The sequence below is a fragment of the Bradyrhizobium sp. CCBAU 11357 genome, assembly GCF_028128865.1.
Taxonomy (GTDB): Bacteria; Pseudomonadota; Alphaproteobacteria; order Rhizobiales; family Xanthobacteraceae; genus Bradyrhizobium.
Window position 1 is genome coordinate 137705 of the sequence record NZ_LBJW01000098.1, and the last position, 18038, is coordinate 155742.

Below are 18038 nucleotides of genomic sequence, written 5' to 3' on the forward strand. Positions count from 1 at the left end.
GAGGCATACCGGGCCGTCCCCCCCCCTCCATGGATGGCCGCGCATGCCCCGATCGCACCCTGTTCCCTCGCTCCTCGCTCCGTTGCTCGCCTCACTCTGGCTGGCATGTGCCGCAACGATGGTGCACGCCGAGCCGGTAGCCGACGTCCAGATGCTGGCGCAAAAGGAGCAGCAGCCGCTGCTCGACACACTGCGCGATCTCGTCAATATCGAATCCGGCAGCAAGGACCTCGAAGGCCTGAACCAGATCGCCGAGCGCATTGCCGGTCAGCTCAAGCAGCTCGGCGGCACGGTGGAGATCCTCCAACCCACCGACATCTATCGCCTCGACGACACCCCTGAGAAGATCGGACCGGCCGTCCACGCCGTGTTCAAGGGCACGGGGACCAGGAAGATCATGCTGATTGCCCACATGGACACGGTGTACCTGAAGGGCATGCTGAAGGACCAGCCGTTCCGCCTCGACGGCGACAAGGCTTACGGCCTCGGCATCGCCGACGACAAGCAGGGCGTCGCGCTCATTCTCCATACCGTGGCGTTGCTGCAGAAGCTGAACTTCAGGGATTACGGCACGCTCACGGTGCTCACGAACGGCGACGAGGAGATCTCCTCGCCCGGCTGGCGCAGCACCATCACCAAGCTCGCATCGGACCAGGACGTGGTGTTCTCGTTCGAGGGCGGCGGCACCGACGGCACGCTGCGCCTCGCCACCAGCGGCATCGGCTCGGCCTATCTCAGCGTGCAGGGCAAGTCGTCACATGCCGGCGCACGGCCCGAGGGCGGCGTGAATGCGCTGTACGAGCTCTCGCACCAGGTGCTGCAGATGAAAGACTTGTCCAAGCCCGAGCAGGGCCTGAAGCTGAACTGGACGGTGTCCAAGTCCGGCACCAACCGCAACGTGATCCCTGCCGAGGCCACCGCCCAGGCCGACGCACGCGCGCTCAAGGTGTCCGACTTCGACGAGCTGCAAAAGGCGCTGCAGGACAAGATCAAGCATCGCCTGCTGCCCGATTCCAGGGTCGACCTGAAATTCGAGGTGCGCCGCCCGCCGCTCGAAGCCAGCGAAGCCTCGCGCCGCGTGGCGGCCCATGGCAAGACGATCTATGGGGAGATCGGACTATCCCTCAAGGTCGACGAGAAGGCGACCGGCGGCGGCACCGACGCGGCTTTTGCCGCGCTGCAGTCCAAAGGAGCCGTGGTGGAAGGCATGGGCCTGTCGGGCTTCGGCGCGCACTCCAACGATGCCGAATATGTGCAGGTCAACAGCATCGTGCCGCGGCTCTATCTGGCGACGCGGATGATCATGGACCTGTCCACGGGCAAGCTGAAATAGCGGCTAGGCCGCCGCGCTCCACTTTCAGGCACGCGGTCTTCCGTGGCGAAACGAGACAAAGCGAAGCTCTTTCGCCAGAAACAAAAGGCGTTCAGACATCGTCTTCGAAATGACGTCCGGCATATGCGATTGTGACAATCTCGACCTCTGACTTCAGGACACGGAACGCGATCGTCACGCGCCGCTCGAATCCGACAGTACGCAGACCCGGAAGAAGATCGTCGCGGCCGGTCCCACGTTTGGGAAAGGTGGCGAGAGCCATGCATGCCTTCTCGATACGGTCGATATAGCCGCCTGCAATTCGATAACCGGCACGTTCTGCGATGTACTCGTAAAGACTAACCAAATCGGCCTCGGCCTCCGGTCGGAATACGACCTTAAGCGCCACGCTTCGTCGCCTTCACGTTTCTCGCGTGACGAGTCCGCAGGCGCTTGAAAACATCGCTCGCAGGAACGCTGGGGCGGGGATCCTGGACCGAAGCTCGGATCTTGGCGGCTAGATATTCGTCAAGTGCGGCGTCCTGCCGATCAAGGGCGCGGAGGGCAGAGCGCATGACTTCGCTGGCGGAGGCATACTCGCCTGACTTCAGGCGGGCTTCCAGGCTCGCGAGCTGCGGGCCAAGAGTGACGGTAATCGGCTTGCTGGTCCGCATGTGGTTCCCCTTCAGTACTCTGCAAGGTATGACAGTGTCATACATCCCTCAAGCGCCATCCGGCCTCCCCTGCTCCCGCACGGGAAAAGGTGCATTGTCATTGCGGGCCAGTTCCTCCCCCATAGTGACCTTTCCCGCCAGCCGAAACCGCAGCGTGAACTCTGCGCCGCCGCCGGGGAGGTTCTCCACCGCGACCGTGGCGGCGTGATCATCGGCCACGGCGCGCACGATCGAGAGGCCCAGTCCCGCGCCGTCGCTGCGCCGGCGATCGGCGCGCCAGAAGCGCTGGAAGATCAGATCGCGCTCAGCCTCCGCGACCCCGGGACCGCAATCGCGCACGCGCACCGAGCCGTCCTCACCCACCTCGACGTCGACGGTGGTGCCCTCCGCCGTGAACTTGATGGCGTTTTCGGCGAGGTTGAAGACCGCGCGCTGCAGCATCTCCGAATTGCCGTGGATCAGCACCGGCGCATCAGTGCCCTTCAGCGCGATGTCCTTGCGTTGCGCGATCGCGAACGGGGCGATCGAGCCGACCACCTCGGCACAGACGGCGCGCAAATCCGCGGTCTCCCCGGGATCGAGCACCAGGGTGTCGAGCTCGGCGATCTCCAGCAGCTGGGCGACGATCCGGCTCATGGCCTCGATGTCGGCATGCAGGGCCTGCCGTTCGGCGCCGGCGCCAAGGGTCTCGATGCGCGTGCGCAGGATTGCGAGCGGCGTGCGCAATTGATGCGCCGCATCCGCCGTGAACTGCCGCTGCACGCGAAAGCCGCCCTCGAGGCGGTCGAGCGCCTGGTTCACGGCGGTGACGAGCGGCACGATCTCGCGCGGAATCCGCGCCGTCGGCAGCCGGATGTCGGTGCGCGCGGGGCCGATATTGCTGGCCTCCTGCGATGCCTTCCACAGCGGCGCGATGGCGCGGCGGAAGATGATGATGTCGGTGGCAAGCAGGACCAGGAGGATGGGAATGGTGATCCACCCGACCCGGCGGAAGAAGTTCGAGACGATGTCGTCGATGATGACGTCGCGGTGCGCGAGGTCCTCGGCAACCTGGATGCGCACCGTCTTGCCGGCAATATCCCGGCTGACGCCCGCGCCCGAGATGGTCTCGGACAAACGTGGCGCCGTCGCCGCGGCGGTGCGCCGGTGGGAGGAGAACAGCAGCCGGCCATCGGAATCGCGAATGTCGAACTGGTAGCGGCCGTAAGCGTCCGAATAGAGTCCCTTGAGGCTGTCGGGCAGAATGAAGGTCAACGTGCCGTCCGGCTGCGCGACGATGCGCTCCGCCAGCACCTCGGCTTGCGCGCGCATGGCATCGCGATGCAGCTGGTCGATCTCCGAGTTGAGCAGCCAGAACAACACCAGCGGCAGGAAGATCGCGACCACCGCGACCGCGACGATGTGCAGGAACACGATGCGCGAGATCAGCGACTTGAAGGTCAGCGATCCGGCACGGCCCGCGGCGGCCACGCTATTTCTCCTCGGTCATGAGATAGCCGACGCCACGGATGGTGTGGATCACGACCTTGGCGCCGTGCTCGGCCAGCTGCTTGCGCAGCCGCGACACATAGACCTCGACCGCGTTGGAGGCGACTTCGCCTTCGAGTCCGAAGATGTGATCCTCGACGTTCTTCTTCGGCACCACCCGCCCCTGCCGGCGCAGCAGGATCTCGAGCACCGAGGTTTCGCGCGCGGAGATGATCCGCGGCTGGTCGTCGACGAAGATCTGGCGGCTCTCGGTGTCGTAGACGAGGTTGGCGAGACTGAGCGAACGGCCGAGCAACTGGCCGGGTCGGCGCAGGATGGCCTCCAGCCGCGCCACCAGCTCCTCCATCGCGAACGGTTTTACGAGATAGTCGTCGGCACCGCTGCGCAGGCCGCTGACGCGGTCCTGCACCCCGCCGCGCGCGGTCAGCACCAGCACCGGCAGCGGCTCCATCTTGAGGCGCAGCTCGCGCAGCACCGACAGGCCGTCACCGTCGGGCAGGCCGAGGTCGAGGATCATCGCAGCATAGCTCACGCTGCTCACCGCCTCGCGCGCCTCGGCCGCGCTGCCCACGATGTCGCTCTCATAGCCGGCCGTCGCCAGCCCGCCGGCAACGAGCCGCGACAGCTCGGCATTGTCCTCGACGATCAGAAGGCGCATCCTAGTCCCGACGAATACCCAAGGTCACCGCACAGCATCTTCGCTCTCTTCCACCATTCCGGCCACCTCGGCCAGCGAAAAGTGCCCGACCAGGCTGGCCGCCTGTCAGGTTCGTGTAAGACAATCAACCCGGGGGCAATCCATCCTGCCTGACAGGCACCGTGAGCACCTGAGCTTTCTAGCTCCGCCCCTCGAAATAGGTGCACAGCAAGGTCGTCTCCTGCTCCCTGATGGGTTTTCGAAAGAGCCGGCACTTGAAGCTACGCTCCTTCCCCGCTCCGCTCTCGATCAGGAACACGCATTGACTGCAAACGTCGGCACGGTGACGACGCTTGCCAGCATCGAGCCCATCCAGAACGCGGCGAAGCGTATCGCGCAACCGCGATCGATCGGGGAGTGCGAGGGACACGAGTTGATCCCGCAGGGCGTTGATGGGGTCACGCTCCAGGAACCTCTCCCCTTCACCTGTGATGCACAGCGCAATCGAGCGCTTGTCCTCTGCTGATGGTTTGCGGACCATCAATCCCTTGCTCTGCAGCACGGCGGCGATCTGCGATGCGACGCTGCGGGTCGTGCCAAGGAAGCTCGCAAGAGCAGTTGGCGTCCGCGAAAACCTGTTCGCGCGGGCGAGAAACCGCAACGCCATCCATTCCCGATCGCTCAGACCCGATAAAGTCTCTTCAAAAAGCCAGGTCTCGGCCGATTGTATCAGCAGTTGTACGATTTCAATTGCCAGTCTCATTGAGAGATCCCACGGGAAACGGCCGCCCTGGCACCTCGATCAACGATCGAACGCCGCCGTGTTCGGTGAAAGATGCATTCCCGTCGGGACTGGTTGAATCCGGTATACCGTACCGTGAAGCCGGAGGTTCGAAACACACCGCAAGCGACTTCAGCCCGATTGCCAGATTCCGATAGCCTGATCGTTCCGTAAAAGGAACACCGAAAAAGTACCTACCACGCTTACCTAGAAATACTGGGCGCAAAGTCTCCAGCGTTCGAGAACATGAGTAGCCGTGTCGGGGCTGAAGACCCGAGGCTGAAGAGGCCTTTCCGCGACGAATTTCATGGGCAATTGTGACGCGCCCGCCTCTTGTCAGCTTCGTGTAAGTCGATCAGATGTGTTCTGGTGATTTGGGCGAAACCAGCAGAATTCAGCCTCAGGGCGAAAGGATGAGCTTCATGAGCAAACCGTTGAAAACGGAGAGCGAGCTGATTGCAATGGCCAGGGCCGAGTTAAAAGTTCACGCCGACTGTCCCGACGCAATGACGATTTCCATCATTCGCGACGGCAGCTCCTGGGAGTTTCGAGCCAGCGCAGATCGGGCCACGGCGGATCGGCCGGGTTATCCGGAATGTGTGGCCATGCTGGTTCAGATCGGCGATCACCTCAGCAAGCAGTACGACGTCGAAGGTTAGATGGACGTCGACGAACTGCGCGCATGGCGACCTCAGAACGCCGCCCGGTCGCAATCGTCAGACAGCCGCAGACCTCTCCATAGCCGTGCGGCAAATTGTCCATTTTTCTGTCGACCAGAAATGTCAACGGTAAAGGTGTCTTGCTTCACGCGCGGCCGGGACATCCACATGTCTTGGTGAAAACCGACAAGAGGAACGGGCGGAAGCATCAGGAGGGTGAACTAGCTCCCGCCCAGACGTGGAAGGCTGCTGATGCCGCACCGCTGTCCTGCTCGTTTGGGCTCAACACTCAGCGAGCGGGGAAAAGTCTTCAATGCGCCCATTATTGGCGACAAGTACGGCGATCGACTGGCTGAACGAAAAGATCGGTAACGTCTGCAATATTCTGGTGCTCGCAGCCTGCCTGGTCAGCGCTGTGAATGCGATGATCCGCTAGGCCTTCAGCTACAGCTCGAACAGCTGGCTCGAATCGCAGTGATACATGTTCGCCGTCGTCGTGATGTTGGCGCGTCCTACACCTTCAAGCGCAACGAGCACGTCCGCGTCGAGATCCTTCATCTCATGCTCTCCGAACGCGGCCAGCTGTGGCTGGACCTGATCAGGACATTGGTCTTCCTGCTGCGCTCAGCAAGACGATCGGGCAGCAGGCGCTGGTGATGGGCTTCAGCGACACCTTTGCCGTGGTTGGAATCGTCTGCTGGCAGGCATCGGACTGCTCCTGACAGGCAAGCCGAAGGCCTCACCGGCGGGCGACGGGCACTAGGTCGTGCACTCATTAAGCAACTGACCGTCCGATGTCCGCTCTACCCCCCACAACAGCAGCGAAAAAGCGGACATCTCCTGAGATCGCTGAAGGGCCGCGAGCGGACCGACGCTACCCTGATCGCTGCGCGAGCAAATGCTCGAGGAAAAAACGCACCATTTCCCTCGTTGCGTCCGGTCCTCTCGGATCGGTGTAGGAGCCAGCAGGGCTGCCTCCGGACCATGAGTGTCCTGCGCCGTGGATACTCCAGTGCTCCAATATTCCGCGCCCGCTCGCGTCGCTGAGGATCGTGCAGGTGTAGGCATGGCCTCCAGGTACCTGGCCGCGGTCAATCTTCTTTTGCAGCCGCATGGCTCGCACAGACTGCTCAAGAAATTGATCACCGTTGTTGGGATGAACGATTGTGTCGTGATCGCCGTGAAAAACAATGGTCGGGACCGGTGGCCCGTCACCAACAACAGCCCAGCGATTGGATCCCCCGCCTTGTCGCATGGCGACCAACGCAGAAGGAAGGTCAGTGGCGGCGCCGCAAGCAAGTCCAGAATGTACGCCAATTGCCGCGTACAGATCTTTATAGGTGTTACCCATGACAGCAGCAGCGGCAGCTCCGGCCGATAGTCCACCGACATAGACACGATCTTTATCAATCGGAAAATCGCGCATGACCTGACGAGTGATCCCCGCAATGATCGAGGGTTCACCCCTGCCCCGCTGCTGGTCGGCTGCGCGAAACCAGTTCCAGCATTTCGCGCGGTTTGCCTCGCTGCGCTGCGCCGGATAGACCACAAAGCAGGATTTTTCCTCAGCGATGAAGTTCATCCTCGTACCAGCGGCGAAATCGTCCGGGGACTGGGTGCAGCCGTGCAGCATCACGATCAAGGGAAGGGGTTGGTCGTTATGGCGGCTCGGGATGAAGAGCTTGTAGGCACGGCTTCCCGCCGGATTGCTGTAGCTGCCTTCGATGAATCGTGTGCCGTCAGGCACGATATCTGCCGGCGAAGGCGGCTTGCGCGCAGTTACACCCCGCAATGCAAACCGACCGGGCTGCGTTGCGCGGTCAAGCAACTCGCGGAGCATGTGGGCTTCCGCCGGCGTCACGTCCGCGCCGTTGTTCTCCTGAATATCATTGGCCTGCACGTCGATGATTGTCGGCTCTTCAAGGGCAGGCTCGGCATTGCGCGAGGTCGGGCCTTGCGCGCCCCCACCGCGCAGCATGCGTTGCAGCAGCGCGGTAGCCTCGATGAGCCGACCTGCGCGCGTCAGGCGCGTGGCTTCTCCAATCATGTCCTGTTTCAGCATCGTGTTCACCGCGTTCTATCGGCGAGGGCGGCCTTGACCGCCGGACTGGCCTGCAAAGCGCCCAGGACGCAGACCGACGCAATCGCGGCGCGAGCAAGCTCGGGCGTGACATCTTGAGCGATGCTGGCAAGGCCCAAGACGTTGATGTGGAGCATTTCGCGGGCTTGCCGCGCCGCTTCGAGATCTTCGCGGCTGAAGTGCCTCAAACCCAGATCCAAACTTTTTCGGGTGGCGGACTTCTTCAGGACGTCGGCATGACGCTCTAACTGGTTGCGGATTGCCGTTCGGATGAAATCGGTGCGGTTGGAATAGAAACCCTCCTGCACCATCAGGTCGACCTGACCAAGATCGACATAGCCAAGATTGATGGTGATTTTTTCGCTGTCCGAAGGCTTCGGCCGGAGTTCGCGAACGTTGTCTGCCATGAACTGAATCCATCCAAATACCATCCACACAGATGGTCTATGGATGGAAATAGGGTTTGTCAAGGGTTTTCGGACGAGTCCCAGGGAACGTCAGTCCCGTTTGCCGCCTTTCACATGCATCGGGGGCGCCATGTTTCCGGCTTTCACAATTAGCGATGCCTATAGAAGGTCCGTTGGCGGCCTACTGGAGATCGCTGGTTGCGGGCCGCATGAAGCGGCATGGGATCGGCTTGAGCATGCCGACTTGCGACTGCGCTGCTACGCGCCTTCGACTGCAGACGCCTTGCCGGTATTGCTCGTACCCGCCCCGATCAAGCGTCCATACATATTCGATCTCTTGCGCAGCGTGAGCGTCGTGCGACGTCTCATCGAGGCGGAATTTGCCGTCTACCTGTACGAATGGCCGGAGGAACAGCAGCGCAGATCGGACCTCCAATCCAGCATAAGCTCGCTCAGGCTTGCAGCTGAAATGATTGCGACCCGGCATCGCAGCCAATCCATCCTCGTTGGGCACTCTCTTGGTGGGACCCTCGCCGCGATCGCTGCATCTATTGAGCCGCCCCTGGTCAGCAAGCTCGTGCTTGTTGAGGCTCCCCTGAACATCGGGGAACATACCGGGGCGCTAGGCCCGCTCTGTCTGCGCCAACACTGCCGCCCGATCCTATTCCGGGAAGCCTGCTCGACCTAACTAGCGTTGCCGCGGCGCCGGAAGAATTCGTGATCGGGCGTTATGGCGATAGCTGCGCAAGCTTGCTCGATCCGGAAGCGTTAGCAATCCATCTTGCCGTTATTCGTTGGAGTCTGGACGAGTTCGCGCCCAGCGGCCTGCTGATCCGAGATGTCATTCAGCTGCTCTATCGCGAAGATCAATTCGCCCGGAACGAGCTTCATGTGCTTGGGCGAGTGCCCGATCGGACTCGCTGGACAAAATACCCGTCGCGGCGATTGCCGATCATACAAGCCGGGTGGTCCCATCCAGGTGATGATCGGACCGAGGCAGCGCTTGATGTAGATCCGTCGCGGCGGTCCGGCCGCTCAGTCGCCAGGTCCGGTTCTTTTCCTGAGAACGGCTTTCGTCTGCTCAAAGACAATTACCTCGCTTTCGTCCAACTCGCGTCAATCAGGCCATGGCTCGGCGCTAATGAGTCAAGGTCCAGCCGAGCATCGAACACAATGGTCTGTCGACTTCATCGGGATCGAAGCGCATCCGGGCCGCGCATCCAATGGGACTATTTCGGATTTGGCGATGATACAGGTCTACCACTGTTTTGCCCGACGGATCAACGATTCGACAATTCGGCAGTGGAGGTGACGCTGCCAAGTCATTGATGCTGCCAAGTCATTGATAACGTTGCACCCGTCTACTGTGCATGGGGTTGTTTTCGATGTTTTGTTGGAAGCCCCCCGGAATGCCCGAACGAGAACGCCCCGGAGCCTTCGGTCCGGGGCCTCGTATCCGACAGATGAGGCGATCAGCTCTGCGACCGCCGCGCCATGAAGATGTCGTAGCCGACCTCGGCCACCTGGAACCAGGCGTAGCCGTCGCTCGTGAACTTGGCGAGCGAGTCGTGCACCTTCTTGAAGTTCGGGTTGGTCGCAGCGACCTCCGCGTGCAGCTCCTTGGCGGCCTTGTAGCAGGCATCCATGATCGCGGGCGAGAAGGCGTGCAGCTTGGTGCCGCCCGCCAGCAGCTTCCTCAGCGCCAGCGGATTGGCGTTGTCGTAGCGCGCCATCATGTAATTGTTGGCGTAGTGGCCGGCCTGCTCCAGCACGCTCTGATAATATTTCGGCAGCGCGTTCCATTTGTCGAGGTTGACGAAAGCCATCAGCATCGGTCCGCCTTCCCACCAGCCGGGATAATAATAGTGCGGCGCGATCTTGTAGAAGCCGAGCTTCTCGTCGTCATAGGGGCCGACCCATTCGGCGGCATCGATCGTGCCCTTCTCCAGCGCCGGATAGATGTCGCCGCCGGCGAGCTGCTGCGGCACCACGCCGAGCTTCTGGAGCACGCGGCCGGTGAAGCCGCCGATGCGGAATTTCATGCCCTTGAGATCCTCGGGCGTGTTGACCTCCTTCCTGAACCACCCGCCCATCTGGCAGCCGGTATTGCCCGCGAGCAGCGAGATGACGTTGTAGCTCTTGTAGAACTCGTTGAGCACATCGCGGCCGCCGCCCTGCATGTACCAGGCCTGGTTGATGCGCATGTTGGGACCGAACGGCACGGCCGAGCCGAAGGTGAAGGTCGGGTCCTTGCCGAAGTAATAGTACGAGGCGGTGTGGCCGATCTCGCATGTGCCGTTCTGCACGGCATCGAGCACCTGGAGGCCCGGCACGATTTCGCCGGCCGCGAAGATCTGGATCTGGAATTTGTTGTCGGTCGCCTCCGCGACCATCTTGCACATCATGTCGGCGCCGCCAAACAAGGTGTCGAGCGATTTCGGCCAGCTCGTCGGCATGCGCCATTTGATTTCCGGCATCGACTGCGCGATCGCGGGAGCCGCGAGCGTTGCGGCGCCGGCCGCACCAAGTCCTGTGACCTTGATGAAGTCTCTTCTCTTCATGATTTCCTGCCCTGATGGATCTGATCGTGGAGCCTTCTTTCCGAGGCTTGCCGACAGAATGGAACATCACGGGACCGAATGCCATCCCGATCGCACTGCGGCAAAGAAAAAGCCCGGCCTCGCGAGCGAGGCCGGGCCATCCGGTCTTGGGACCTAAGCCGTAGATCAGCCGCGCGTGCGCGAGCGGATCATGAAGCTGTCGTAAGTGTATTCGGCAACCTGCCACCACAGATATTCGTCGGAGCGGTAGGCCTGCATGGCGTCGATCGACTTCTTGAAGTCGGCGTTCTTGCCGGAGACCTCGGCCCACAATTCGTTGGTGGCCTTGAGGCAGGCTTCCAGCACCTCGTTGGTGAACGGACGAAGCTGGGTACCGCCGGCGACCAGGCGCTTCAGCGCCGCCGGGTTCTGCATGTCGTAGCGCGCGGCCATCCAGCTGTTGGCGTTGGCCGTCGCGTTGGTGAGGATCGCCTGGTAGTTCTTCGGCAGCGCATTGAACTTTTCCAGGTTGGCGAAGGCGTGGACGGTCGGACCGCCTTCCCAGAAGCCCGGATAGTAATAGTACTTGGCGACCTTGGCGAAGCCGAGCTTCTCGTCATCGTACGGGCCGACCCACTCGGCCGCGTCGATGGTGCCCTTTTCCAGCGCAGGATAAATGTCGCCGCCCGCGAGCTGCTGCGGCACGACGCCGACCTTCTGCAGCACCTGGCCGGCGATGCCGCCGATGCGCATCTTGAGGCCGGAGAGGTCGGCAACGGTCTTGATCTCCTTGCGGAACCAACCGCCCATCTGGGTGCCGGTGTTGCCGCAGGGGAAGCCGATCACGTTCGACTTCTTGAAGAACTCGTTGGCAAGCTCGTTGCCGCCGCCCTGGTAGAGCCACGAATTCTGCTGGCGCGCATTGAGGCCGAACGGCACCGAGGCGAAGATCGCGAAGGTCGGGTCCTTGCCGACGTAATAGTACGAGACGGTGTGGCACATCTCGACCGTGCCGTTCGAGGTCGCATCGAGCGCCTGGAGGCCGGGGACGATTTCGCCGGCCGCGAACACCTGGATCTGGAATTTGTTGTCGGTCATCTCGGCGACGTACTTCGCCACCTGCTCGGCGCCGCCATAGATGGTGTCGAGCGACTTCGGGAAGCTCGACGTCAGGCGCCACTTCACCTCGGGTGAGGACTGTGCGATCGCCGGCGAGGCCACCGCGGTCGCCGCCGCGCCTGCTGCCGATACTTTGAGAAAATCACGACGCTTCATCTTCAGGTCTCTCCTTGCTGGGGCGTTTCCCCTTGGCTTCTCTTATGCCGCCGCGCATTCTGGCGACGCGTTGAGGTCGCGTCGAACCGAAGGGGCTTGACTGCCGTGGGCCTTTAACACGGCCAGCCCGGTTTCGGAACGCGACAATGGCATGACGGGGCTCTACAAAAGTCGCATGCCCCCGGAGCGTGCCGCGGCGACCGGTCAGGCCGCGGCAATGACGCCCTTGAGCTGGTCCCGGACTTGGCCCGCGATGGCGCGGTAGATCGCCGCATGAGGGCCGTCCGGCTCGCTGTCGACGACGGGATTGCCGGCGTCCGAAGTGGCACGAATCGCCATGTGCAGGGGGATCTCGCCCAGGAATGGCACGGCGAGCTTCTCGGCCTCATGTCGGGCGCCGCCATGGCCGAAAATGTCCGATCGCGTGCCGCAATGCGGACATTGGAAGTAGCTCATGTTCTCCACAATCCCGAGCACGGGCACGTTGACCTTCTTGAACATGGCCAGTCCCCGCCGCGCGTCGATCAGGGACAGGTCCTGCGGGGTCGAGACGATCACGGCCCCCTTGAGCGGCACGTTCTGCGCCAGCGTGAGCTGGGCATCCCCAGTGCCCGGCGGCATGTCGACGACCAGCACGTCGAGCTTGCCCCATTCGACGTCACGCAGCATCTGCGTCACCGCCGACATCACCATCGGGCCGCGCCAGATCATCGCGGTTTCCTCCTCGACCAGGAAGCCGATCGACATGATGGCGAGACCGAAACGCCGAAGCGGAATCATCTTGCGCGCGTCGTTCAGCTCCGGCTTGTCGCGCAGGCCCGTCAGGCGCGGCACCGAGGGGCCGTAGATGTCGGCATCGAGCAGCCCGACCTTGAGGCCGAGGTCGCGCAGGCCGAGCGCCAGATTGAGCGCGGTGGTCGACTTGCCCACCCCGCCCTTGCCGGAGGCGACCGCGATCACGGCGGCAACGCCGGGAATTTCCGATTGCCGCGCCATCGGCGACCCACCGCCCTGTGGCGGCTTGTGGGCATGGGCCGGCTGCACGCCGGGCGTGCCGCGGCTCGGCTGCGGGGGTGGCGGCGGCGCGGAGCCCGGCTTGCGCTCCGCGGTCAGTGCCACCATGACGGTGGTGACGCCGGGAATGCTGCGCACGGCGGCTTCCGCTTCGGCCCGGACGGATTCCCAGGCCCTTGCCTCGGCGGCGTCGACATTGATCGAGAAGAACACCTTGCCGTCGGAGGCGCTGATCGCGCTCAGCACATTGGCATGGGGAAGCGCGACCCCGCGGGGCGACTGGACCCTGGCGAGGCTGTCGAGAACCTGTTGCTGCGTCACGCTCAAAGCGCATCTCCTGGAGTTGAGGATGCCCCATTAGAGCGGAAACGCCCAAAAGGCTACTGCCTGCCGATGTCGTCAGCCTTTTCGGCAGGCGCCGCCCCCTGCTCCAGGGCGGCCTCGTAGTTCAACTCGATCATGACCCCGTTGGGGTCGTGGACGAAGATCTGCCAGAGATCGCCGCCGGGCACCTGGCGGGACTCGAACTTCATCCCCTTTGACGCCAGCCGCTGTTTCATGCCGTCAAAGCCGCGGCTGGCGAAGGCGACATGGTGGACAACGCCGGAATCCGGCTTTTGTGGCTCGGCGGTCGGAGAAATGTCGACGAGGTGCACCACCGGCCTGCCCTCGCTGTACATCCAGGCGCCCGGGAAGGCGAAATTCGGCCGCGCGCCTTTTTCCAGGCCCAGCACGTCTTCGTAGAAGCGGACGGTCTCGGCCAGATTCCGGGTCCGGATGTTGAAATGATCGAGGACGCCCACGCTCACGCCGCCCATGCTCTCGCTCCCTTGTTTTGAAGTCCTTGGGGCCGCCAGCCTAGCACAGCAGGCCGCCAAACGAAGCCGTTGCCCTCTGGCCTCAAGGGTTTATGGTGCGCCTCCGATCCGCCCCGCCGCGGAACCCAGGCGTCCCTCGCCTGGCAAGAACCGTAAACCCAAACTACGGACAAGGTACCACAATGGCTAAAGTCGCTTTCCTCGGTCTTGGCGTGATGGGCTTCCCCATGGCCGGACACCTCGTGAAAAAAGGGGGCCATGAGGTCACCGTCTATAACCGGACCGCGGCCAAGGCGAAGGAATGGGCGGACAAGTTCGGCGGCAAGACCGCACCGACGCCGAAGGCCGCCGCCGAGGGGCAGGATTTCGTGATGTGCTGCGTTGGCAACGACAACGATCTGCGCGCGGTCACGATCGGCCCCGACGGCGCGTTCGCCGGCATGAGGAAGGGTGCGACCTTCGTCGACCACACCACGGCCTCTGCCGAGGTCGCACGTGAGCTGGATGCGGCTGCCACCAAGGCCGGCTTCAAATTCGTCGACGCCCCCGTCTCCGGCGGCCAGGCCGGCGCCGAGAACGGTGTTCTGACGGTGATGTGCGGCGGCGCGGAGGATGCCTATTCCGGCGCCGAGCCGATCATCACGGGCGCCTATGCCCGGATGTGCAAGCTGCTCGGCCCCGCCGGAAGCGGTCAGCTGACCAAGATGGTCAACCAGATCTGCATCGCCGGTCTGGTGCAGGGTCTCTCCGAGGGCATCCATTTCGCCAAGAAGAGCGGCCTCGACGTCGCCGCCGTGATCGAGACCATCTCGAAAGGGGCTGCCCAGTCCTGGCAGATGGAAAATCGCTACAAGACGATGAACGAGGACAAGTACGATTTCGGCTTCGCCGTCGAATGGATGCGCAAGGACCTTTCGATCTCGCTGGCAGAAGCCCGCCGCAATGGCGCCAGCCTGCCCGTCACGGCGCTGGTCGATCAGTTCTATGCCGAGGTCGAGAAGATGGGCGGCAAGCGCTGGGATACGTCGAGCCTGCTCGCACGACTTAATCGCTGATAGCTGACGACCTGAAACGACCTTGCTGATCGCGATCGCCGCCATCTTCGTCCTCGCCTATGCGGCGATCGCGCTCGAGCACCCGCTTCGCGTCAACAAGAGCGCTACGGCGCTGCTCGGCGCGGGGCTGCTGTGGACCATCTACGCGGTCGCAACCGGCGACCACGCGCTGGTCGGCCGCCAGCTCGACGAGTCCGTCGGCTCCACCGCGCAGATCGTCTTCTTCTTGATCTGCGCCATGACAATCGTCGAGGTGATCGACGCCCATGACGGCTTCGAGGTCATCACCTCTCTGATCCGCACCACGAGCCAGGTCACGCTGATCTGGCTGATCGGCTTCGTGACGTTCTTCCTCAGCGCGATTCTGGATAATCTGACGACCACGATCGTCATGATCTCGCTGATTCAGAAGCTGATCGCCCGCCGCGACGACCGTCTGCTGTTCGCCTCCCTCATCGTCATTGCCGCCAATGCCGGCGGCGCCTGGACCGTGATCGGCGACGTCACCACGACCATGTTGTGGATCGGCGGGCAGATCTCGCCGGTCAAGATCATGAGCGCGGTGTTCCTGCCCTCGCTGCTCAATCTGCTGGTGCCGCTCGTCTTCATCAGCTTCTCGCTCAGGGGCAAGAGCATCGCATCGCCGCCGAAAGATAACGGACTGCTCGCCGTCGGCCGGTTCGAGCGCAACCTGATGTTCTATCTCGGCCTTGGCACACTGATCGCGGTGCCGGCGTTCAAGGCGGTCACGCATCTGGCGCCCTTCATGGGCATCCTGTTTGGACTCGGCGTGCTCTGGCTGGTCGGCGAAATCGTGCATCGCCACAAGGAGGAACACGTGCGCAAGCCTCTTACGCTGGTGCACGCGCTGACTCGGATCGATATGAGCTCGGTCGTGTTCTTCGTCGGCATCCTGCTCGCGGTCGCCTGCCTCGAGCATGCCGGCCTGCTGTCGATGCTTGCGCGCTGCCTGGACACCGCGATCGGCCGCGAGGACGTGATCGTCGTCTTGCTCGGCCTGCTCAGCGCCGTCATCGACAACGTGCCGCTGGTCGCCGCGACCATGGGCATGTACGACCTCGCGCATTATCCCCCCGACAGCTTCATCTGGGAGTTCATCGCCTATTGCGCCGGCACCGGCGGCTCGATCCTGATCATCGGCTCCGCCGCAGGCGTTGCCGCCATGGGACTCGAGAAGATCGAGTTCTTCTGGTACGCCCGCCGCATCGCAGGCCCCGCACTCGTGGGCTATCTGACGGGAGCGATGGTCTACATCGCGCAGTACACGGCGCTGCATTGAGCGGCACCGGCGGGATCCAAATTAACGCCGGGTTAACGTAATTCTTTAGCTCCTTAAGTCAGCTCTTAAGGATTTCTTGCCAGAGATAGACAATGCAGAAAGCCCGCGTCCGGCGCGGGCAGGAATCCGTGTTGCTTGATGAGTAACCCCGCTGAAAAGCCTGAGGTCGTGGAGCTTCCGGCCGAGCCGGTGAGCGCGCCATCGGCGAGCAGCCGAAGGGCTGCGGCGCAGCGGGTGCGCGAGGCGCGCGACAAGTTAACGTCGACCAGTGGAACCCGGCCGGCGTTCGACGCCGAGATGCTGCGGCAATACGCCCAGACGCGGCTGTCTGCCTCCTATGTCGTGATGCTGCTGGTGGTGGCGACCGGCGTGCTATTCGGGCTGTGGATGCAACCGATCCCGGCCGCGGCCTGGACCGCCGGCATGCTCTGCATCCATAGCGCCATGATCCGCAGTTGCCGGCGCTTCCTGACCGAGCCGGCCTCTCCGGCCGCGACGCGCGCATGGCGGACGCGCTTCGTCGTGCTCGACCTGCTCTATGGTCTGTGCTGGATGGCGATCCTGATCCATCCCGTGCTCGACATGGTCACGGAAACGCTGATGATGTTCCTGATGCTGCTGGTGATCGCAGTATCGAGCATGCTCGCGGCCAATCTGCCGATCGCAGCCCTTGCCGCCACGGCGCCGGTCGCGGTGGCGATGGCGCTGAGCTTCGTGACGACCGGCTCGCTGGACAATTACATCCTGGCAGCGCTGGCCCTCGCCGCCGAAGGCTATTTCGTCCTGCTGGCGCATCGCCTGCACTCCTCCACCTTCGCCACGCTGGAAGCGCGCGCGGAGAAGGACGCGCTGATCGGCGAGCTGGAGCAGGCCAAGGCAATCTCGGACGAAGCGCGCCACCGCGCCGAAGCCGCCAACGTCGCCAAGTCGCGCTTCCTCGCGCAGATGAGCCACGAGCTGCGGACGCCGCTGAACGCCATCCTCGGCTTCTCCGAGGTGATGAAGAGCGAGATTTTCGGCGCGCATGCCGTGCCGGTCTACAAGGAATATTCCGCCGACATCCATAATTCCGGCGTGCACCTGCTCAACCTCATCAACGAGATCCTCGATCTGTCGCGGATCGAGGCCGGCCGCTACGAGCTCAACGAGGAAGCGGTGTCCCTGGTCGGCATCGTGGCCGACTGCCATCATCTGATGAAGCTGCGTGCCTCGAGCCGCGGCATCACCATCCACGAAGTGTTCGAGCAGGCCATGCCGCGGCTCTGGGCCGACGAGCGCGCGATCCGCCAGGTCGTGCTCAACCTGCTCTCCAACTCGATCAAGTTCACCCCGCAAGGCGGCGAGATCTGGCTCAAGGCCGGCTGGACCGCCTCCGGCGGACAATATCTCTCGGTGAGGGATTCCGGTTCCGGCATCCCTGAGGACGAGATCCCGGTCGTGCTCGCCTCGTTCGGCCAGGGTTCCAATTCGATCAAGTCGGCCGAACAGGGCGCCGGCCTCGGCCTGCCGATCGCCAAGAACCTGATCGACCTGCACGGCGGCACGTTCACGCTGAAATCGAAGCTGCGCATCGGCACCGAGGTGATCGTCACGTTCCCGCCGGAGCGCGTGATGAGTGCGCTTGCCCCGCTCTCGGACGATTCTCCGCCGCTCCAACCGGAGAGCTCCGTTGTGCCGGACGAGAAGCGCCGGCCGCGCCACAAGCCGATCATGAGTGCTGGCACAGGCTCTTAACGAGATGCTTGCAGACATGCCCGACCATCCCTCACTATGTCCGTATGAGCAAAGAAACGCCGTGCGTCGCCGTCTGCATGATGGATCCCAAGACCAAGCTGTGCTTCGGCTGCGGCCGCACCTTGCCCGAGATCGCGCGCTGGCACGCCATGGAAAGCGCAGACCGGCTCGCGATCATGGCCCTCTTGCCGGAGCGCATGACGGAAGCTGGACTGGTGCCGGTCGCGGGATCTCCAAAACACATCTGATCCGCCTGCGTGCCCC

At 63.0% G+C, this 18038-nt stretch carries 20 protein-coding genes and 1 pseudogene; 10 read left to right on the top strand and 11 right to left on the bottom strand.

What is annotated here, in order from left to right; translation table 11 throughout:
- The first annotated feature begins 43 nt into the window (after positions 1 to 43).
- Positions 44 to 1333: a M20/M25/M40 family metallo-hydrolase gene (locus XI05_RS16815; protein WP_271503541.1), complete on the top strand. Its 1290-nt coding sequence runs from the start codon at positions 44 to 46 to the stop codon at positions 1331 to 1333.
- Between the two features lie 91 nt (positions 1334 to 1424).
- Here the strand turns inward: XI05_RS16815 and XI05_RS16820 are convergent, their stop codons facing one another.
- The 5 genes from XI05_RS16820 to XI05_RS16840 all read right to left on the bottom strand — a co-directional run bounded on the left by XI05_RS16820 (position 1425) and on the right by XI05_RS16840 (position 4874).
- Positions 1425 to 1721 carry a type II toxin-antitoxin system RelE/ParE family toxin gene (locus XI05_RS16820; RefSeq protein ID WP_271503545.1) on the bottom strand — a complete coding sequence of 99 codons (297 nt, stop codon included), beginning with the start codon at positions 1719 to 1721 and terminating at the stop codon, positions 1425 to 1427.
- The gene (locus XI05_RS16825; RefSeq protein WP_271503549.1) at positions 1711 to 1986 is read right to left on the bottom strand and encodes a type II toxin-antitoxin system ParD family antitoxin; all 276 of its coding nucleotides are present in this window, start codon (positions 1984 to 1986) and stop codon (positions 1711 to 1713) included. Before XI05_RS16825 ends, XI05_RS16820 begins: the two co-directional genes overlap by 11 nt.
- A gap of 48 nt (positions 1987 to 2034) precedes the next feature.
- Entirely contained in the window at positions 2035 to 3456 is a 1422-nt protein-coding gene (locus XI05_RS16830) for an ATP-binding protein (RefSeq protein ID WP_271503552.1), read from the bottom strand.
- A gap of 1 nt (position 3457) precedes the next feature.
- Positions 3458 to 4132, bottom strand: coding sequence for a response regulator (locus tag XI05_RS16835; RefSeq protein WP_271503555.1), 675 nt, complete (start codon positions 4130 to 4132; stop codon positions 3458 to 3460).
- Positions 4133 to 4310: 178 nt separating this feature from the next.
- Complete coding sequence (locus tag XI05_RS16840; protein WP_271503557.1) at positions 4311 to 4874, bottom strand: MarR family winged helix-turn-helix transcriptional regulator; 564 nt, start codon at positions 4872 to 4874, stop codon at positions 4311 to 4313.
- A 440-nt stretch (positions 4875 to 5314) separates the two neighbouring features.
- Between XI05_RS16840 and XI05_RS16845 the strand changes: the two genes are divergently transcribed.
- The 3 genes and pseudogenes from XI05_RS16845 (at position 5315) to XI05_RS16855 (ending at position 6273) form a co-directional block, all read left to right on the top strand.
- Entirely contained in the window at positions 5315 to 5551 is a 237-nt protein-coding gene (locus tag XI05_RS16845) for a hypothetical protein (RefSeq protein WP_271503560.1), read from the top strand.
- A gap of 313 nt (positions 5552 to 5864) precedes the next feature.
- Positions 5865 to 6178, top strand: a pseudogene (locus tag XI05_RS39545) (TRAP transporter small permease subunit); the annotation flags it as partial.
- On the top strand, positions 6136 to 6273 hold the full coding sequence (locus tag XI05_RS16855; protein ID WP_271503652.1) for a hypothetical protein: 138 nt from the start codon (positions 6136 to 6138) through the stop codon (positions 6271 to 6273). The pseudogene XI05_RS39545 and the gene XI05_RS16855, both read left to right, overlap by 43 nt.
- A 152-nt stretch (positions 6274 to 6425) precedes the next feature.
- On the opposite strand, the gene XI05_RS16860 is transcribed toward XI05_RS16855, so the two are convergent.
- Both XI05_RS16860 and XI05_RS16865 read right to left on the bottom strand, forming a co-directional pair.
- The gene (locus XI05_RS16860) at positions 6426 to 7613 is read right to left on the bottom strand and encodes an extracellular catalytic domain type 1 short-chain-length polyhydroxyalkanoate depolymerase (protein ID WP_271503647.1); all 1188 of its coding nucleotides are present in this window, start codon (positions 7611 to 7613) and stop codon (positions 6426 to 6428) included.
- Positions 7614 to 7618: 5 nt separating this feature from the next.
- Positions 7619 to 8038: a CopG family transcriptional regulator gene (locus XI05_RS16865; RefSeq protein WP_271503567.1), complete on the bottom strand. Its 420-nt coding sequence runs from the start codon at positions 8036 to 8038 to the stop codon at positions 7619 to 7621.
- Positions 8039 to 8507: 469 nt separating this feature from the next.
- Between XI05_RS16865 and XI05_RS39785 the strand changes: the two genes are divergently transcribed.
- Both XI05_RS39785 and XI05_RS16870 read left to right on the top strand, forming a co-directional pair.
- Positions 8508 to 8726, top strand: a complete 219-nt coding sequence (locus tag XI05_RS39785) for an alpha/beta fold hydrolase (RefSeq protein ID WP_442869278.1) — start codon at positions 8508 to 8510, stop codon at positions 8724 to 8726.
- Between the two features lie 29 nt (positions 8727 to 8755).
- A complete protein-coding gene (locus XI05_RS16870) occupies positions 8756 to 9367 on the top strand; it encodes a hypothetical protein (RefSeq protein WP_271503570.1) in 612 nt (203 codons plus the stop codon).
- Positions 9368 to 9510: 143 nt separating this feature from the next.
- Here the strand turns inward: XI05_RS16870 and XI05_RS16875 are convergent, their stop codons facing one another.
- From XI05_RS16875 to XI05_RS16890, 4 genes are all read right to left on the bottom strand, one after another.
- On the bottom strand, positions 9511 to 10599 hold the full coding sequence (locus XI05_RS16875) for a TRAP transporter substrate-binding protein (RefSeq protein ID WP_271503573.1): 1089 nt from the start codon (positions 10597 to 10599) through the stop codon (positions 9511 to 9513).
- Between the two features lie 165 nt (positions 10600 to 10764).
- Complete coding sequence (locus XI05_RS16880; RefSeq protein ID WP_172788054.1) at positions 10765 to 11853, bottom strand: TRAP transporter substrate-binding protein; 1089 nt, start codon at positions 11851 to 11853, stop codon at positions 10765 to 10767.
- 204 nt (positions 11854 to 12057) lie between these two features.
- The gene (locus XI05_RS16885) at positions 12058 to 13194 is read right to left on the bottom strand and encodes an Mrp/NBP35 family ATP-binding protein (protein WP_271503576.1); all 1137 of its coding nucleotides are present in this window, start codon (positions 13192 to 13194) and stop codon (positions 12058 to 12060) included.
- A gap of 53 nt (positions 13195 to 13247) precedes the next feature.
- Positions 13248 to 13685: a VOC family protein gene (locus XI05_RS16890; RefSeq protein ID WP_271503578.1), complete on the bottom strand. Its 438-nt coding sequence runs from the start codon at positions 13683 to 13685 to the stop codon at positions 13248 to 13250.
- 182 nt (positions 13686 to 13867) lie between these two features.
- Between XI05_RS16890 and XI05_RS16895 the strand changes: the two genes are divergently transcribed.
- The 4 genes from XI05_RS16895 (at position 13868) to XI05_RS16910 (ending at position 18022) form a co-directional block, all read left to right on the top strand.
- The gene (locus XI05_RS16895) at positions 13868 to 14740 is read left to right on the top strand and encodes an NAD(P)-dependent oxidoreductase (protein ID WP_172788051.1); all 873 of its coding nucleotides are present in this window, start codon (positions 13868 to 13870) and stop codon (positions 14738 to 14740) included.
- Between the two features lie 22 nt (positions 14741 to 14762).
- On the top strand, positions 14763 to 16040 hold the full coding sequence (gene nhaD, locus XI05_RS16900; protein ID WP_271503582.1) for a sodium:proton antiporter NhaD: 1278 nt from the start codon (positions 14763 to 14765) through the stop codon (positions 16038 to 16040).
- A 138-nt stretch (positions 16041 to 16178) separates the two neighbouring features.
- Positions 16179 to 17774, top strand: a complete 1596-nt coding sequence (locus XI05_RS16905) for a sensor histidine kinase (RefSeq protein ID WP_271503585.1) — start codon at positions 16179 to 16181, stop codon at positions 17772 to 17774.
- Between the two features lie 44 nt (positions 17775 to 17818).
- Positions 17819 to 18022 carry a DUF1289 domain-containing protein gene (locus XI05_RS16910; protein WP_172788048.1) on the top strand — a complete coding sequence of 68 codons (204 nt, stop codon included), beginning with the start codon at positions 17819 to 17821 and terminating at the stop codon, positions 18020 to 18022.
- Positions 18023 to 18038 lie beyond the last annotated feature (16 nt).

What these genes read in the sequence shown, in the direction of transcription:
- XI05_RS16815 (WP_271503541.1), top strand. Translation starts at nt 44, where the DNA reads ATGCCCCGATCGCACCCTGTTCCCTCGCTCCTCGCTCCGTTGCTCGCC.
- XI05_RS16825 (WP_271503549.1), bottom strand. Translation starts at nt 1,986, where the DNA reads ATGCGGACCAGCAAGCCGATTACCGTCACTCTTGGCCCGCAGCTCGCG.
- XI05_RS16835 (WP_271503555.1), bottom strand. Translation starts at nt 4,132, where the DNA reads ATGCGCCTTCTGATCGTCGAGGACAATGCCGAGCTGTCGCGGCTCGTT.
- XI05_RS16840 (WP_271503557.1), bottom strand. Translation starts at nt 4,874, where the DNA reads ATGAGACTGGCAATTGAAATCGTACAACTGCTGATACAATCGGCCGAG.
- XI05_RS16845 (WP_271503560.1), top strand. Translation starts at nt 5,315, where the DNA reads ATGAGCAAACCGTTGAAAACGGAGAGCGAGCTGATTGCAATGGCCAGG.
- XI05_RS16860 (WP_271503647.1), bottom strand. Translation starts at nt 7,613, where the DNA reads ATGCTGAAACAGGACATGATTGGAGAAGCCACGCGCCTGACGCGCGCA.
- XI05_RS16865 (WP_271503567.1), bottom strand. Translation starts at nt 8,038, where the DNA reads ATGGCAGACAACGTTCGCGAACTCCGGCCGAAGCCTTCGGACAGCGAA.
- XI05_RS39785 (WP_442869278.1), top strand. Translation starts at nt 8,508, where the DNA reads ATGATTGCGACCCGGCATCGCAGCCAATCCATCCTCGTTGGGCACTCT.
- XI05_RS16875 (WP_271503573.1), bottom strand. Translation starts at nt 10,599, where the DNA reads ATGAAGAGAAGAGACTTCATCAAGGTCACAGGACTTGGTGCGGCCGGC.
- XI05_RS16880 (WP_172788054.1), bottom strand. Translation starts at nt 11,853, where the DNA reads ATGAAGCGTCGTGATTTTCTCAAAGTATCGGCAGCAGGCGCGGCGGCG.
- XI05_RS16890 (WP_271503578.1), bottom strand. Translation starts at nt 13,685, where the DNA reads ATGGGCGGCGTGAGCGTGGGCGTCCTCGATCATTTCAACATCCGGACC.
- XI05_RS16895 (WP_172788051.1), top strand. Translation starts at nt 13,868, where the DNA reads ATGGCTAAAGTCGCTTTCCTCGGTCTTGGCGTGATGGGCTTCCCCATG.
- XI05_RS16905 (WP_271503585.1), top strand. Translation starts at nt 16,179, where the DNA reads ATGAGTAACCCCGCTGAAAAGCCTGAGGTCGTGGAGCTTCCGGCCGAG.
- XI05_RS16910 (WP_172788048.1), top strand. Translation starts at nt 17,819, where the DNA reads ATGAGCAAAGAAACGCCGTGCGTCGCCGTCTGCATGATGGATCCCAAG.